Annotated in this window: 17 protein-coding genes; 10 read left to right on the top strand and 7 right to left on the bottom strand. The window is 66.5% G+C overall.

Translation table 11 applies throughout. From position 1 onward, the window contains the following. The first annotated feature begins 52 nt into the window (after positions 1 to 52). Complete coding sequence (locus tag ACYQ6W_RS05535) at positions 53 to 280, top strand: hypothetical protein (RefSeq protein WP_459674079.1); 228 nt, start codon at positions 53 to 55, stop codon at positions 278 to 280. Here the strand turns inward: ACYQ6W_RS05535 and ACYQ6W_RS05530 are convergent. Further along, complete coding sequence (locus tag ACYQ6W_RS05530) at positions 277 to 1,338, bottom strand: GSCFA domain-containing protein (RefSeq protein WP_459674078.1); 1,062 nt, start codon at positions 1,336 to 1,338, stop codon at positions 277 to 279. The genes ACYQ6W_RS05535 and ACYQ6W_RS05530 overlap by 4 nt on opposite strands. 175 nt (positions 1,339 to 1,513) lie before the next feature. Here ACYQ6W_RS05530 and ACYQ6W_RS05525 point away from each other — a divergent pair, with 175 nt between their 5' ends. The 3 genes from ACYQ6W_RS05525 (at position 1,514) to ACYQ6W_RS05515 (ending at position 4,672) form a co-directional block, all read left to right on the top strand. Next, on the top strand, positions 1,514 to 2,416 hold the full coding sequence (locus ACYQ6W_RS05525; protein WP_459674077.1) for a hypothetical protein: 903 nt from the start codon (positions 1,514 to 1,516) through the stop codon (positions 2,414 to 2,416). 2 nt (positions 2,417 to 2,418) lie between these two features. Beyond that, positions 2,419 to 3,375 carry a hypothetical protein gene (locus tag ACYQ6W_RS05520; RefSeq protein ID WP_459674076.1) on the top strand — a complete coding sequence of 319 codons (957 nt, stop codon included), beginning with the start codon at positions 2,419 to 2,421 and terminating at the stop codon, positions 3,373 to 3,375. Between the two features lie 109 nt (positions 3,376 to 3,484). Beyond that, positions 3,485 to 4,672, top strand: coding sequence for a multidrug effflux MFS transporter (locus tag ACYQ6W_RS05515; protein WP_459674075.1), 1,188 nt, complete (start codon positions 3,485 to 3,487; stop codon positions 4,670 to 4,672). A 22-nt stretch (positions 4,673 to 4,694) separates the two neighbouring features. Here ACYQ6W_RS05515 and ACYQ6W_RS05510 read toward each other — a convergent pair whose 3' ends face one another. Next, positions 4,695 to 5,450: an SDR family NAD(P)-dependent oxidoreductase gene (locus ACYQ6W_RS05510; RefSeq protein WP_459674074.1), complete on the bottom strand. Its 756-nt coding sequence runs from the start codon at positions 5,448 to 5,450 to the stop codon at positions 4,695 to 4,697. A gap of 155 nt (positions 5,451 to 5,605) precedes the next feature. On the opposite strand from ACYQ6W_RS05510, the gene ACYQ6W_RS05505 reads away from it, so the two are divergent. From ACYQ6W_RS05505 to ACYQ6W_RS05495, 3 genes are read left to right on the top strand one after another with little or no spacing between them, the layout of a single operon-like run. Further along, positions 5,606 to 6,496 (top strand): AraC family transcriptional regulator, encoded by an 891-nt coding sequence (locus tag ACYQ6W_RS05505; RefSeq protein WP_459674072.1) that lies wholly within the window; start codon positions 5,606 to 5,608, stop codon positions 6,494 to 6,496. Positions 6,497 to 6,506: 10 nt separating this feature from the next. Further along, a complete protein-coding gene (locus ACYQ6W_RS05500; RefSeq protein ID WP_459674071.1) occupies positions 6,507 to 6,911 on the top strand; it encodes a GFA family protein in 405 nt (134 codons plus the stop codon). Positions 6,912 to 6,970: 59 nt separating this feature from the next. Then, positions 6,971 to 7,330 (top strand): HVO_A0114 family putative DNA-binding protein, encoded by a 360-nt coding sequence (locus tag ACYQ6W_RS05495; protein WP_459674070.1) that lies wholly within the window; start codon positions 6,971 to 6,973, stop codon positions 7,328 to 7,330. Here the strand turns inward: ACYQ6W_RS05495 and ACYQ6W_RS05490 are convergent. Together ACYQ6W_RS05490 and ACYQ6W_RS05485 are read right to left on the bottom strand one after the other, a co-directional pair. Further along, a complete protein-coding gene (locus tag ACYQ6W_RS05490; protein WP_459674069.1) occupies positions 7,311 to 7,583 on the bottom strand; it encodes a hypothetical protein in 273 nt (90 codons plus the stop codon). The genes ACYQ6W_RS05495 and ACYQ6W_RS05490 overlap by 20 nt on opposite strands. A 23-nt stretch (positions 7,584 to 7,606) precedes the next feature. Further along, complete coding sequence (locus tag ACYQ6W_RS05485) at positions 7,607 to 9,148, bottom strand: peptide chain release factor 3 (protein WP_459674067.1); 1,542 nt, start codon at positions 9,146 to 9,148, stop codon at positions 7,607 to 7,609. Between the two features lie 123 nt (positions 9,149 to 9,271). Between ACYQ6W_RS05485 and ACYQ6W_RS05480 the strand changes: the two genes are divergently transcribed. Both ACYQ6W_RS05480 and ACYQ6W_RS05475 read left to right on the top strand, forming a co-directional pair. Then, positions 9,272 to 10,012: a dienelactone hydrolase family protein gene (locus ACYQ6W_RS05480; protein ID WP_459674066.1), complete on the top strand. Its 741-nt coding sequence runs from the start codon at positions 9,272 to 9,274 to the stop codon at positions 10,010 to 10,012. A gap of 8 nt (positions 10,013 to 10,020) precedes the next feature. Continuing rightward, positions 10,021 to 11,079 (top strand): DUF1176 domain-containing protein, encoded by a 1,059-nt coding sequence (locus ACYQ6W_RS05475; protein WP_459674065.1) that lies wholly within the window; start codon positions 10,021 to 10,023, stop codon positions 11,077 to 11,079. A 33-nt stretch (positions 11,080 to 11,112) separates the two neighbouring features. Here ACYQ6W_RS05475 and ACYQ6W_RS05470 read toward each other — a convergent pair whose 3' ends face one another. The 3 genes from ACYQ6W_RS05470 to ACYQ6W_RS05460 all read right to left on the bottom strand — a co-directional run bounded on the left by ACYQ6W_RS05470 (position 11,113) and on the right by ACYQ6W_RS05460 (position 13,303). Further along, positions 11,113 to 11,850, bottom strand: a complete 738-nt coding sequence (locus ACYQ6W_RS05470) for an SDR family NAD(P)-dependent oxidoreductase (RefSeq protein WP_459674063.1) — start codon at positions 11,848 to 11,850, stop codon at positions 11,113 to 11,115. An 82-nt stretch (positions 11,851 to 11,932) separates the two neighbouring features. Further along, positions 11,933 to 12,226 (bottom strand): ArsR/SmtB family transcription factor, encoded by a 294-nt coding sequence (locus ACYQ6W_RS05465; protein ID WP_459674062.1) that lies wholly within the window; start codon positions 12,224 to 12,226, stop codon positions 11,933 to 11,935. A gap of 129 nt (positions 12,227 to 12,355) precedes the next feature. Next, positions 12,356 to 13,303 (bottom strand): FkbM family methyltransferase, encoded by a 948-nt coding sequence (locus ACYQ6W_RS05460; protein ID WP_459674060.1) that lies wholly within the window; start codon positions 13,301 to 13,303, stop codon positions 12,356 to 12,358. A gap of 83 nt (positions 13,304 to 13,386) precedes the next feature. Here ACYQ6W_RS05460 and ACYQ6W_RS05455 point away from each other — a divergent pair, with 83 nt between their 5' ends. After that, a complete protein-coding gene (locus tag ACYQ6W_RS05455; RefSeq protein WP_459674059.1) occupies positions 13,387 to 13,791 on the top strand; it encodes a GFA family protein in 405 nt (134 codons plus the stop codon). Positions 13,792 to 14,072: the final 281 nt, after the last annotated feature.

The following is a 14,072-nucleotide window of genomic DNA, read 5'->3' as shown; positions in this document are numbered from 1 at the left end:
CTCATTCCAAGCGCGTGGTGGGCGTGCTCCACCACAGATTCAGGAGGTCATCGTGAAGTTTCTCTCCATTCGGGCCATCGTCCTCAGCCTGGCCTTCGGCTCCGCCGCCGTCTCTCTCTCCGCCTGCGGCCATTCGCCGCTGACGCGCGCGCTGACCGGCGGCGCCATCGGCGCGGGCGCGGGTGCCGCCGTGGGTGCGGCGACGGGCGGCAATGCCGGCACCGGTGCGCTGGTCGGTGGCGGTATCGGTGCCGCGGGCGGCGCGCTGACCGCGCCCTAAGCCTGCGGTGTCTTCGGCCGGACGGCTGAGCCGGCCGGTTTCCGGTTGACGGGAGAGCGGCGCCGGGCCGCGGCAGGCGGCTCGGCGCTCTCCGACCCGGTGCAGTCTGCGGGCGCCGCCCGCTGCGCGCCCTCTCCACAGCAATAATGGCGTTCGAAGGTCTGCATGGTGAAGGCGACCACCTCGTCCCGCGGGTGGCGGTTGTCCTCCTCATACGGATCCCGGCACAGCGCGGAGACGATTTCGAAAGACGGGAAGTAGAACAGCCTGGGATCGTCTGTGGTGCGCATCACCTCATCCACGGCCGACCGCAGGATGCTCTTGGATGCTGCATTGGCGGTGATGCAGGAGACCGGGCGGAAGGTCGCCATCAGCGGGATGGGCGAGACCGTGAAGACGATGGTGGCCTCGGGCCGCGCGCGGCGGATGACGGCGCAGATCCGGCGAAGATTGTCCAAATTTTCCTGATGGGACGAGACGCGGAAGCCGTGGATCTCTTCGTCGAAGAGATAGGCCGGAACGGCGCGCCACAGCGCGTCGCCGCTCCGCTTGTCGAACCAGATTTCGGCCAGGCCCAGCGTGAGGATGAAGAGATCCGTCTGCTGGATGATGGCACGGGTCTCCGCCTGAACGGCAGGGTCCGCCGGCACGATTTCTTTGGCCTTTGAAAACCACAGATTTTCTGAAAAGCGTTTTCCTTCCAGAGCCCATTCCAATTGCTGCAGGATGGCGAAGGTGTTCACCATGCCTTCGCCGAAGCGGACGATGTGGCTCTGGTTGTTCAGCCCGCGACCCAGAACCGCGTAGCCCCGCTGGCCGAGGTAGCGGGTGATGTGGGCGGCGAAGCAACTGCCGAAGGCCGTGATGCGGGTGTCTTTCGTGACGAAAGGCGCCGGCGGTGACCAGCCGGGCATGATCCAGCGGTCCACCCCCTCAGGCGTTTCGCGAAGTTCCGCTTTGGCGGCGATGAAATGCGTGTGCGGCCCGCGGAACCAGGACCCGTTGAAGACGGCGTAATGGCCATCCCGCTGACTGACGATCTGTTCCAAATCGCTCACGTCGCCGTCCTCATCCGATCTCGCGCCGTTTCGCGGGTGCAGCAAAACTGCCACCAATGCGGAACGATCGAGATTCCTTTCGTCCGACATTGCAACGACCGGGTTTGGAAGTCCATAGTCCTGGAAAGCCGCGCGGAGACGATGGGTGGACAAAAGGAAGACGAAGGGGAGGGCCGTGACGCCTGCCAGACTGAGATTGATCCTGCATGCCGGTACGCCCAAGACGGGAACCACCGCGCTGCAGTCCTTCCTCCACGGCCATCACGACACGCTGCTGGAGCGTGGCATCCTCTATCCGCGCATCGGCGTTACGCCGCCTCCGGAGCCGAAGCATCAATGGATGGTCGGCACCGTCATCGACGAGGATGCTCACCGCTTCGGCGCCTATATGCGGGCGGCCCTGCGGGAAACCAGGGAGGACACGCATACGATCATCCTCTCGGCGGAAGGCTTGTTTCATCGCTGGTGGGACTTTACCGAATCAGGACGCGCGATCCTGAGAGGCCTCGGGGATCAGTTTGACGTGTCGGTCTGGGTCTTCTTTCGTGAGCCGGTTTCCTTTCTCCGCAGCTTCTACGTGCAGATGTTGAAGAATCCACGCAACTGCGGCCCGTTTTACGGAAGAGATGTCGCGGTGGGGCAGATGCTGTCGCACCCCCGCTTCGCCATCCATTTCGACTATGCCCGATACATCGAGGAGGTCGACGCGCTGCTTGGCGACGGGACGGTGCGCCCCTTTCGCTATCGGGGAGACACGGTAGCCGATGTTCTTGCGGCCCTCGGCCTGGAGCCCTTCGACGATGGGGGGGAGCGCGCCAATGTCACCTTGGGCTCCGTCGGGGTGCAACTGCTGCGGCGCGTCAATCGGTATGACCTGCCGGACGAGGCGCGAACGGAAGCGCTTCAGCTCATCGCCAGGCTGGACGGCTTGATCGACGGTGCCAAGGAACCCTGGGGCGTCGATCCTGATGCGGCGAGACAGGTGCGGGCGCTGGCGGCGCCGAGCCTGCGGTTCCTGGCTCAGCGCTACGGTCTATATTTCGAGAATGACGGGGCCGTTGCGGGTGCAGCGGACTAACCGTGGAACACTGTGACGCGGGCCACGCCCATGGGGAACCGCTCGACACATGGCACCAGCGGCGTGTGATCTATTCCTTCGTGCTCGATACGGAGCCCCGCTTCGCAGCCCACGGCTGGCTTCTGGCGCAGTCCCTGATGCGCTGCTGCGGGGCGCGAGCGGCGGACATCCATGTTCAGGCGACCCCGGACGTGGCGCCACCCCTTCTCGCGCTTTTCCGGGACGCAGGCTTCGCGGTTCTGCACATCGCGCGCTTCGGGGACGGCAGGTGGTGCAACAAGATCGCCCAACTGCCGAACCTGTTCGACGTGCCGTCTCGCCACATCGTGCTCCTCGACACTGACATGATCGCCGTCGGCGACATCCGGCCGTTCCTCCGGGACGACGGCATCCAGGCGAAGGTCGTCGACATGCCAAACCCCTCCCTCGGGGTGCTGCATGCCATTCTCGCAGAAGCCGGGTGCCAGGATCCACCTCTGACCGCGACGGATGCACTGGGGAAACCGACCGTTTTGGGAAACGCGAACGGCGGATTCTACGCCGTGCCCCGTCCTCTCGCGCGGCGCTTCGACGCTGCCTGGCGGCACTGGGCTCTCTGGCTGCAAGACCATGGTGCCCCTCTGGCCGAGGAAGGGAGGACGCAGCATGTCGACCAGGTCAGCGCCGCCCTGGCCTTCCGCGTCTCCGGCATCCCCTTCATTCCTGCCCCGTCGAACCTGAACTACTTCACGCATTTCCAAGCACCCCACGGGGCCGACGACGACAGCGCTCCGATCTGCTTGCTGCATCATCACGGTCGTGGGCTTTCCCCCGACGGCCAGTTCGCGCCACCCTTTCCTCTGACGGAACGTGAGCAGGCGGCCGTGGCGATCGCACGCGGCCTCGTGAACGATCATCTGGCTCCGCTCCTACCCGAACTGGCATCTCGCCTCGGCCTTTCTGAGGTCGCCGTCGTCTGACCGTCGAGCGACCGGAGCTCAGCTCTCCCCGCCAATCTTCGCCATCGGCAGGGCTGCCCTCACGATTTCGGATGCACCGAAGCCGCGCAGCTATGCCATTCACCCCCACATGCGCGTTCCTGTCTGGCTTCCCGCCCTCCTCGGCTTCCTGACCGCCGTCGGGTCGATCTCGATCGACATGTATCTGCCGGCTTTCCCGGCCATCGCCCATCAGCTCGGCGATGTCCGTGGCGGCGCGCAGATGACCCTGGCCGCCTTCTTCATCGGCTTGGCGCTGGGCCAGCTCATCCTTGGGCCGCTTGCCGACAGGGTGGGGCGCAAGGCGCCGCTCGTCGCGGGCATGACCCTCTATACGCTGGCCACCATCGGCTGCGCCTTGTCCACCGGTCTTCTGTCCTTCTCGGTCTTCCGCTTCCTCGCCGCCGTCGGCGGTGCGTCCAGCATGGTGGTGCCGCGCGCCATCGTGCGCGATCTCGCCAATGGGCCGGCCGCTGCGCGCATGATGGCGCAGCTCATGCTGGTCATGGGCGTCTCGCCTATCCTCGCGCCGGCTCTGGGCGGCTTCGTGCTCAACTGGGCCGGCTGGCGCAGCATCTTCTGGGTTCAGGCCGCGTATGGCGTCATCAACCTGAGCCTCGTCATCCTGCTGCTGCCGGACACGCTGCCGCGTGACATGCGGGTCCGCTACGGCTTGATCAGCGTGGCTCAGCGCTACGTGCAGGTGGCGCGCGACCGCAGCTTCCTGCCGGCAGCACTGACGGTTGCCTTCGGCAGCGCCACGCTCTTCGCCTATCTCGGTGGTTCCCCACTCGTCTTCGAGCAGGGCTTCAAGGTCAGCCCTGTGCTCTATGGCGCGATCTTCGGCCTCAATGGCTTTGGCCTGATCATCGCGAGCCAGCTCAACGGCCGCTTGTTCGCGACCCGCTTCGGGATCGACCGCACGCTGAACGCCGCCGTCCTCACCCTGCTCGGCGGGACGGTCTTCCTCTCCGTCCTCGCCGTCCTGGGCCTCGCCGGACTGGCGGTCACGCTGATCGGACTTTTCGTCACTGTCGCAGCACTCGGCTGCGTCTTTCCCAATGGCACGGTCGCCGTCATGTCCCGCCAGCATGCGAATGCGGGGGTTGCCTCGGCGCTCACCGGCACGCTGCAGTTCTCGATTGGCGCCGTCTCCGGCATGCTGGTGGGTGAATTGAGCGACAGTTCGCCGCGCGCCATGGCGATCTGCATGCTGGTGGGGGCGCTGTGCGTCACCCTGTGCAATCGTCTGCGGCCACGCGCCGCGCCCGGGGCCTGATCCCGGCCGCGGCGTGCGCGGTTCAGACGAACATGCCGCCCGAAACCTCTATCCGCTGGCCATTGACCCAGCGGTTGTCGTCGGAGAGCAGGCTCGCGATCATCGGGCCGATGTCCTCCGGCAGGCCGACGCGGCCGAGTGCCGTGACGCTTGCCACCATCCGGTTGACCTCGGGCAGATCCCGCACATGGCCTCCGCCGAAATCGGTTTCGATGGCGCCGGGGGCGACCGTATTCACCACGATCCCGCGCGGCCCGAGTTCCTTGGCGAGATAGCGGGTGAAGACCTCGATTCCACCCTTCATCATGGCATAGGCCGAATAGCCGGGCAGGCTGAAGCGGGCGAGGCCGGAGGAGAGGTTCACAATCCGTCCGCCATCGGCGATCAGCGCCAGCAGGCGCTGGGTAAGGAAGAAGACGCCCTTGAGGTGAATGTTCATGAGGCTGTCGAATTGGGCCTCCGTCACCTCGGCGAAGGGCGTGTTCATGCCGATCCCGGCGTTGTTCACCAGGAAGTCGAACCGATCGGCCTCGAAGGTCTCGGCCAGGCCGGCCTTCAGGCGCGCGGCGAAGTCCGCGAAATCGGCGGTCTTGCCGGTATCGAGTTGCAGTGCGGCGGCGCGGCGTCCGAGCGCTTTGATTTCGGCGACCGCGGCTGCGGCTTCGTCGGCGCGGGAATGGTAGGTGATGATCACATCCACCCCGCGGCGGGCGAGGTGGAGGGCGGTGTTGCGGCCGAGGCCTCGGCTGCCGCCTGTCACAAGCGCGATCTTAGTCATCTCTCGTCTCCGTCGTGGACGGATGCTGTCTAGACTGCGCGCGGCATCGGCGGTTGCCGGAACCGCCCGATCCTTTGCCCGATCCTCCAGGCGCGGCTACGCTGATACCGCCGCTGTGCTAGGACGGCGGCCTGGCCCTTGGAGGAGGGAATGCGATGCATGAGGCTCTCAAACAGGCGGTGCGTCGCTATGCCGACGCCCATGCGAATCCTTATGGCCTTGCCGTCACCCCAATCCCCGGCTTCACCCTCCTGCGCCATTACGGCCCGACCGGCATCACCCATCTCATCTACCGGCCGCTGGTTTGCCTGGTTCTCCAGGGGGCGAAGGAGGTGATGGCCGGTGAAAGGGTGATGCAATTCGGCGCCGGCCAGTCGCTCCTCGTCAATGTCGACCTGCCCGCGATCAGCCGCGTCATCCGGGCGAACCCGGCCGAACCTTATCTCGCCCTTGCGCTCGAACTCGACATGGGGGTGATGCGCAGCCTGATGGAGGAGATGGCGGCGCAGCCCCCGGCTCCCCCGCGGAGCGAGGCGCCGCTCTTCGTCGAGGAGACGGAGGCAGTGATGCTCGATTGCGCCGGGCGTCTGCTGCGCCTGCTCGACCGGCCGGAAGCGGCCCCGGTGCTGCGCCAGGGGCTGATCCGGGAGATGCATTACTGGCTGCTCGCTGGTGCCCTGGGGGGTACCATCCGGCGGCTGGCACCCGCCGATGGTCACGCCCAGCGGATCGCCCGTGCCGTCGCACGTCTGCGCCAGGATTTCGCCCGGCCGCTGCGGGTCGAGACCCTGGCCGAGACGGCGGGCATGAGCGCCTCCGCCTTCCACCTCCATTTCAAATCCGTCACCTCCATCTCGCCGCTGCAGTTCCAGAAGCAGTTGCGCCTTCTGGAAGCGCGGCGGCTGATGCTGGCGGAGGGCGAGGCGCCGTCCCAAGCGGCCTTTGCCGTCGGCTATGAAAGCGTGCAGCATTTCACCCGGGACTATGGCCGCATGTTCGGTCGCCCACCGAAGCGGGACGTGATGGAGAGCCGCGCCGCGGCCTGAAGGAGGGGGGATGGCGGAGATCACCGGCGGGTGTCTGTGCGGCGCGGTGCGCTACCGGTTGAGTGAGCCGCCCTCGAGCAGCGGGGTCTGCCATTGCGAGACCTGCCGGCGGGCGAGTTCGGCGCCGGGCCTGCCCTATGCCGGGGTCGCTCTTTCGGCCTATGCGGTGACGAAAGGGACGCCGGTGGTCTACCGCTCCTCGGCCCGCGTGCTGCGCAGCTTCTGCGGCACCTGCGGCTCGCCGCTCACCTATTTCCTGGAAGACAAGCCGGACAAGATCGACGTCATGACCGTCTCGCTCGACAGGCCTGAGGCCTTTCCGCCCACCGAGCATGTCTGGGTGAGCGAGAAGCTCGCCTGGGAGGTGGTGGCCGATGGCCTGCCCGCCTATCCGATGGGGGAGCGGGAGGCGTGACGGATCTGATACGGAGCAACTGATCGCAGATTTTCCTGCCGATGTGCATAGGGTGCAGAATGAGCAAGCAGACGAAGATTGACGTCATCGTCGGCGGCAGCCTTGAAGAGGATCTGAAGGCTTTTGCCGATACATGGACGCGTGCGGCCGCTGGCGCGGCGGTCGTGCCTCGGCGGGTCTTGGCCTTCGAGAGCTGGGACGGTTTGGCCAAAGTCGTGACGCCGGAGCGCTATCGCCTGCTCCGGCATCTGCACGGCCACCCCGAGCCGTCGATCTCATCCTTGGCGCGATCGCTGCAGCGCCAATATCGCCGGGTTCATGACGATGTGACGGCGCTGGAGGACGCAGGGCTGATCGCGCGTTCGACCGAGGGCGTGACGATGACGGCGGATCGGATCTCTACCGAGATACGGTTTTAGCGCCGGGCTTTCTCATCAAGCTGATCGAGGCGAAGGCGCCGAGCCAGGAGCCGAGGGCGGCGAAGATCACGTAGACCCAGTTCTGCGTGTAGCTGATCACCGCGAAGGCCGAGAGCAGATACCAGAAGCCGCTCCAGTTGGCGGCCGAGAGCCGCCGGCGATCCGCCACCGCCGCGGTGAAGCGGACATAGGCGGCATCAGTCGCCGCTGTCGCCACCACCACGCCCAGAGCCGTCCAGAGATTGAAGGCCATGGGCGGGGTGGCTCCTCAGCGCGTCAGGCCGCTTGCGGCCGGATGTCCTTGATGTCGCGGAAGGTCAGGCTCTCGTAATTCTCGATCGCCCGCTTGAGCATGAAGTTGGAGGAGGCGAGGAAGACCGGGTCACCGTCCACGTCATCCGCCATGGCGGTGCGCTGGCTCGCGATGAACTTCTCCATGGTCGCGCGGTCCCCCGAAATCCAGCGGGCGAGGGAATAGGGTACCGGTTCGAAGGTGATCGGCGTGCCGTATTCGGCGGCGAGGCGCGCTTGCAGCACGTCGAGCTGCAGCGTGCCGACCACGCCGACGATGGCGGGCGAGCCATCCTGCGGCCGGAAGAGCTGCACCACGCCTTCCTCGGCCAGTTCCTGCAGCGCCGTGCGCAGCTTCTTGGCCTTCATCGCATCCGACAGGTGCACGCGGCGCAGGATTTCCGGTGCGAAATAGGGCACGCCGGTGAAATTCAGCACCTCGTCCGACGTCAGCGTGTCGCCGATGCGCAGCGTGCCGTGGTTCGGGATGCCCACCACGTCCCCGGCAAAGGCTTCCTCGGCCAGCGCACGATCGCGCGCGAAGAAGAACTGCGGCGCATGCATCGGGATCAGCTTGCCCGTGCGCACCTGCTTCACCCGCATGCCGCGCGTGAGGCGCCCGGAGCAGACGCGGGCGAAGGCGATGCGGTCCCGGTGATTGGGGTCCATATTCGCCTGGATCTTGAAGACCAGCGCGGTGAGATCGGGCTCCGACGCGTCGACGGTGCGGGTATCGGCTGGCTGCGCGCGGGGCTTCGGGCCGTATTCGGCGAGCGCGTCGAGCAGGTCGGTCACGCCGATATCCTTGATCGCCGAGCCGAAATAGGTCGGCGTCAGGTGGCCCGCCATGAAGCTCTCGGCGTCGAACTCCGGCAGGGCGGCGCGCACGAGGTCGATCTCCTCGCCAAGCTGCACCATCCGCTCGTCCGACTGGGAAAGCTCCGCCGTCAGGTGGTAGTCGCGCGTCCGCAGATCATAGGTGCCGGCGAAATCAGCCGCCCGGCCGACCGGCCAGGTCATGGGGCAGACATCGAGCGCCAGGCTGCTCGCCACCTCGTCCAGCAGCGAGAAGACGTCTTGGGATTCACGGTCCATCTTGTTGATGAAGGTGATGATCGGAATGTCGCGCAGGCGGCAGATCTCGAAGAGCTTGCGCGTCCGGTCCTCGATGCCCTTGGCCGCGTCGATCACCATGACGGCGGAATCCACCGCCGTCAGCGTGCGGTAGGTGTCCTCCGAGAAGTCCTCATGGCCCGGCGTGTCGAGCAGATTGAAGACGCAGCCGCCATATTCAAAGGTCATGACCGAGGTGACGACCGAGATGCCGCGGTCGCGCTCGATGCCCATCCAGTCCGAGCGCGTGCGCCGCCGCTCGCCCTTGGCGCGGACGTTCCCGGCAAGCTGAATGGCGCCGCCGGCGCGCAGCAGGCGCTCGGTCAGCGTCGTCTTGCCGGCATCGGGATGTGAGATGATGGCGAAGGTCCGCCGGCGGGCAATTTCGCCCGCAATGTTCTCGGTCTGGCTCATGGCCGGGGCTGTAGCAAGAAGAGGGCTTTTCGGGAACTGCGACATGGCTGCCCTCTCGCATGCCGTGGCGGGAGAGGGCGGGGAATGCTAACCGGAAGGCTGAGCTTCGAGAGGAGACGGCCCATGCGCCTGGAGACCGACAGCTTCACCGATCTGCCGATGGACGAGGGGGTGATGCGGGTGCACGTGCTGCGGCCCCAGGCGGAAGGCCGCTTCCCCGCCATCCTCCTCTACTCGGAAATCTATCAGGTGACGGCGCCCATCCGCCGCACGGCGGCCTATCTCGCGAGCCACGGCTTTCTGGTCGGCGTGCCCGAGGTCTACCACGAGTACGAGGCGCCAGGCACGGTGCTGGCCTATGACAAGCCGGGTACCGATCGCGGCAATGAGCTGAAATTCGCAAAGCCCGTGCCGGGCTATGACGCGGATTGCCGGGCGGCGCTCGATTTCCTCGCCAGCCACCCGAATTCAACGGGCGCTCTCGGCGCCTTCGGTGTCTGCCTCGGCGGGCATCTCGCCTTCCGCGCAGCCCTGCAGCCGGACGTGAAGGCGGCGGCCTGTTTCTACCCGACCGACCTGCACACCCATACGCTCGGCGCCGGCGCGAATGATGGCACGCTCGCCCGCGCCGAGGAGATCGGCGGCCAGTTGCTCATGGTCTTCGGCCGGCAGGACCCCCACGTGCCGCTGGAGGGCCGCAGCCTGATCCGTGACCGGCTCGAGCAGGCGGGGGTGACGTATGAGTGGCACGAGGTCAATGCGGCCCATGCCTTCATGCGTGACGAAGGCCCGCGTTATGACGCCGAACTCACCCGCTTCGGTTATGACTGTGCGCTCAGGCTGTTCCGCCAGTTCCTGCGCTGAGCGCCATGATGACCCTCGCGCGCCTTTTCCTCGCAAGCGGCCTCTGCCTGGCCGCTCCCGCCCTGGTGCGGGCCGCCGCACCGCCCGTCCAGTCCTACGACAGCTACAAGTCGTGGTTGGTCGCCTGCGACAATACGCTGTCCTGCGAAGCCAAGGGCTTCTCCCAGAACGGTGACCGCACGGAACTGACGATTCTGCGCGATGCTGGGCCTGGAGGACATATCCGAGCCCTCTTCGCCTCCGAGACACCCTTCACGGCCAATGACCCGCAGGTCGACGGCACGGGCTTCACCCTCGGACCTGCCTGGAAGGCCGAGACCTCGGCCGAGGATGGGACGACGTTCGTGACCGAGGATGAAGCCGCGATCCGCGCCCTTGTGCAGGCGATCCGCAATGGGTCTGAAATCGAGCTGCCGGGTGACAAGGCCATTCCGCTCGACGGCTTTACCGCCGCCCTCCGCCGCATGGACGCCCGGCAGGGGCGGACGGGCACGGTGACGGCACTCCTCGATACCGGGCCGAACCCGGCGCAGAGCGTGCCGCCGGCGCTGCCCGTGCCCCTGATCCCGCACCGTCCGATTACGGCCAAGCTCGAGCCGGGTGAGGCCGCGCGGCTGATCGCCACCACCCGCAAGAGCGGCGCGGCCGTGCTCGACAAGGAAGAGTGCGATGCGCAGGTGGAGGGGATGGACCCGGCCGCCTATGCGCTGGACCGGACGACAGCGCTCGTCCTCATTCCCTGCATCATGGGCGCCTATCAGGGCTCCTACATCGGCTTTCTGACGGACCGCGCGACAGGAGCGACGCAGGAGGTCGAGGCGCCGATCCCCTATCAGAGCAATGAAGAGGACAGGGCGAGTGCCGCGGATCTGACGGAAGGGGATTTCGATCCGGCCACCGGTATCCTCAGCATGGCGGCGAAAGGGCGGGGCCTCGGGGATTGCGGCCTCTCCGCAAGCTGGATCTGGGACGGCCATGCCTTCCAGCTCTCCGCCATGGCGCTGCAGGACAGTTGCGGCGGCATGGAAGCGGGCGACTGGCCGACCCTCTTCCGCTCCCAGCAATAGGAAGGGCGGCGGGTCGCCCCGCCGCCGCCTCTCTCAGCGCGCGCCGCCGCCGGCGTAGAGGGCCTCGCCCGTGACCCAATGGGAATCATCGGAAGCGAGGAAGACCGCGACGGGGGCGATATCGTCCGGCTGGCCCACGCGGCCAAGCGGCGTCTGAGCGACCACCGACTGACCGAACTCACCCTCGGCGAAGGCCGCCGAGCCTTCGGTGACGACGAGACCCGGGCTCACCGAATTGACACGGATGCCGCGGGGCCCAAGCTCCTTCGAGAGGACGACGGTGATGGCGTCCACCGCGCCCTTGGTGCCGGCATAGGTCGACGTCCCCGGCGGGTGCACGCGCGTGACCAGCGAGCTGACGTTGATGACGCTGCCGCCCGCGGCCGGGAAGTGCTTCACCGCCGCCTGGGTGGTGAGCAGCAGGCCGAGCACGTTGGTGTTGTACTGGCGATGGAATTCCTCGGCGGTGATCTCTCCGAGCGGGGCGAAGCTGTAGACGCCAGCATTGTTCACCAGGACGTCGATCTTGCCGAAAGCCGAGACGGCGTCGGCGACGATCCGCTCGGCGGCGTCGGCGACGCTGCCTTGGATCGCGACGGCGCGGCCGCCGGCGGCCTCAATCGCGGCGACCGTCTTCTCGGCGCCTGCGCGGTCGGAGGCGTAGTTGACGGCGACGGCCGCGCCCTCGGCGGCGAGAGCCCGCGCGATGGCGGCGCCGATCCCCTTGGATGCACCGGTGACGAGGGCCACCTTGCCGGAAAGCTTGCTCATGGATAGCTCCTGTGGGTTGAAGTTAGACAATTAGATAATCGTCTAATCGTTCGGTCCAGTGGGGCGGACGCAGGGCAGGGGCTCAGATTTCGGATAGACGCTTCAGATAGGCGGCCAGAACCTCGCGCTGCAACGTCAGCTTGGCGAATTTGCCTTCGCGCGCAATCTCGATGAGGCCGGCATTCTCCAGTTCCTTCATGTGGTGGGAGATGGTGGCGGCGCTGACCTCCTGGCACTGGTTGAGGGTGCTGCAGGCCATGCTGCCCTCATGGTCGCCCAGCATCTTGAGGATCTGGTAGCGGCGCGGCTCGGCCAGCGCCCGCGCAATCTGCGCAAACTGGCGGTCGGAGAGGTCGGTCGGGCGGGTCTCGTTCATCGTCAGCGGTCCCTCCAGGACCGAACATCCACCTTCAGATAGGACGGTAGGCCCGCTCGAAACAACTCCGCAGCCACGAGCCAGGCGAATGCCTGCGCCGTAAGCCGGGCGGGTGGCGCATGTCGGCCCTCAGAACCGCCGCCGGAAGAACAGGTTTTCGCTCTTACCGGGCAGTTCGGTGAAATCGGCCGCCAACGCCCGGCGCACGGCCGCCTCGCTGCCGGGCCGGAAACGGTCATGGGTTTCGATGATGATCAGCCTGGCCCGGCGCAGCACGGCGGCGGGTGTTTCCGCGAAAACCTCCAGCTCCGCGCCCTCGATATCGACCTTCAGGATATCGATGGTCTCCGCGTCCAGGCGGTCGCACAGGCTTTGCAGGCTGAAGCAGGGTGTTTGCATCGCGGCCGGCCGGTCCGAGACCTGGAAGCCCCAGGCGTCCAGCGGCGCGCCGCCCGCATCCTGGGTGTGCAGGTTGATGCTGCCATCACGGGTCCAGACCGCCGCCCGCAGCGCCTGCACCCGCGCCCCGAGCGCCGCCGTATTCTGCTGCAGGGCCGCGAAATTCCCGCTCTCCGGCTCGACCGCCAGCAGCCGCGCCCCAGGGTAGCGGAGCGCGAAGGAGACGGCGGCGTAGCCGACATTGCTGCCGAGATCGAGGATGGTGGCGGCGTCCGTGGGCAGATGCGGGCTATGATATTGTCCCTCGATGAAGACCTGCGCGAAGACCGGTACGTCTGAGGTGCGAAGGCGAATCTGCACCGCATAGGCTTCCCCCGGCACCGTCGCCGTCAGTGCATTGACCTGGACGGAGGCTCCGCCGATCGCGACGACCGAGAGATGATCGGGTGCGGGCGCGGTGTTGAGCAGGCTGCGGTGCAGGAAGAGGCCGGCGCGCGCGTGGAAGACATCCGGCGCATGCCGGTCCCAGAAGACCGTCAGCACCTCGCCCGCGAGCGTATAGGTGCCGCGGCTGTCATGGCCTTCATGCGCCACCGTGTCGTCGGTCATGGACAGCAGCAGCACGCCGCTCCAATGCGGATGCACGGCATCCACGCGCCTGACCGTTGTTTCCGCCATGATCGCGCCTTTCGCACCGCTCTTGGTCATTCTGTCCCGCCGCCGCCTTTGCTACACGGGGATGCGGGCCGGAGGAAACCGAGATGAGCGAGACGACCCCGTTCGAAGGCGGCTGCCTGTGTGGCGCATGCCGGTATGGCAGCGCCGGGCCGCCGCTCAATATCCGCGCCTGCCATTGCCGGCGCTGCCAGAAGGCGACCGGTTCTCCCTTCTATGCGCGGGTCATGGTCCCACTCGACAGTCTGCGGATGACAGGTCCGGTGAAATGGTTCGATGCGGGAACCGGTGTCCGTCGCGGGTTTTGTGGCGACTGCGGCACGACCCTGTTCTCGGAACGGCGCAGCGCCAATACCATCGGGCTTGCGATGGGGAGCCTGGACAACCCGGATGCCGTTGCCCCCACGGAGCACATCTGGACCTCCAGCAAGCAGCGATGGCTCACCTTCGACGATGGCTTGCCGCACTATCTCGAAGGCCCGCCCGCCTGATTCCGTCTCCTGCCGCGCGCGGGGGAGGGGGCAGTTTGGGGCTGGTCGTGGGCAGTCGATCCAAGTCGGACTGTAGCGTACCTGCCAATGCCTCCATAAAGCAGGCACTTGACGGAACCTGTCCCCGCAGTTCTGGTGAAAGCTAAGCAGCCGTTGAATCAAAGGGTCAAGCTATGAACCTCTCGCTTAGAGGGTGTTATGCACCTGGGATGAGGAGAGCGGCCTGCTTCATCATGAAACAGGCGAAAGCGACGACGTGCAGGCCAGCGAGAGTAGCAGCA

Source organism: Acidisoma sp. 7E03 (genome assembly GCF_054665075.1).
The sequence above is the reverse complement of the archived record's forward strand: the minus strand, read 5'-3'. Positions and strand labels throughout refer to the sequence as shown.

Coding starts and splice junctions, on each gene's coding strand:
- ACYQ6W_RS05485 (WP_459674067.1), bottom strand. CDS start 9,148: ATGAGCCAGACCGAGAACATTGCGGGCGAAATTGCCCGCCGGCGGACC.
- ACYQ6W_RS05495 (WP_459674070.1), top strand. CDS start 6,971: ATGAGCAAGCAGACGAAGATTGACGTCATCGTCGGCGGCAGCCTTGAA.
- ACYQ6W_RS05510 (WP_459674074.1), bottom strand. CDS start 5,450: ATGACTAAGATCGCGCTTGTGACAGGCGGCAGCCGAGGCCTCGGCCGC.
- ACYQ6W_RS05470 (WP_459674063.1), bottom strand. CDS start 11,850: ATGAGCAAGCTTTCCGGCAAGGTGGCCCTCGTCACCGGTGCATCCAAG.
- ACYQ6W_RS05515 (WP_459674075.1), top strand. CDS start 3,485: ATGCGCGTTCCTGTCTGGCTTCCCGCCCTCCTCGGCTTCCTGACCGCC.
- ACYQ6W_RS05465 (WP_459674062.1), bottom strand. CDS start 12,226: ATGAACGAGACCCGCCCGACCGACCTCTCCGACCGCCAGTTTGCGCAG.
- ACYQ6W_RS05475 (WP_459674065.1), top strand. CDS start 10,021: ATGACCCTCGCGCGCCTTTTCCTCGCAAGCGGCCTCTGCCTGGCCGCT.
- ACYQ6W_RS05500 (WP_459674071.1), top strand. CDS start 6,507: ATGGCGGAGATCACCGGCGGGTGTCTGTGCGGCGCGGTGCGCTACCGG.
- ACYQ6W_RS05490 (WP_459674069.1), bottom strand. CDS start 7,583: ATGGCCTTCAATCTCTGGACGGCTCTGGGCGTGGTGGTGGCGACAGCG.
- ACYQ6W_RS05460 (WP_459674060.1), bottom strand. CDS start 13,303: ATGGCGGAAACAACGGTCAGGCGCGTGGATGCCGTGCATCCGCATTGG.
- ACYQ6W_RS05480 (WP_459674066.1), top strand. CDS start 9,272: ATGCGCCTGGAGACCGACAGCTTCACCGATCTGCCGATGGACGAGGGG.
- ACYQ6W_RS05505 (WP_459674072.1), top strand. CDS start 5,606: ATGCATGAGGCTCTCAAACAGGCGGTGCGTCGCTATGCCGACGCCCAT.
- ACYQ6W_RS05455 (WP_459674059.1), top strand. CDS start 13,387: ATGAGCGAGACGACCCCGTTCGAAGGCGGCTGCCTGTGTGGCGCATGC.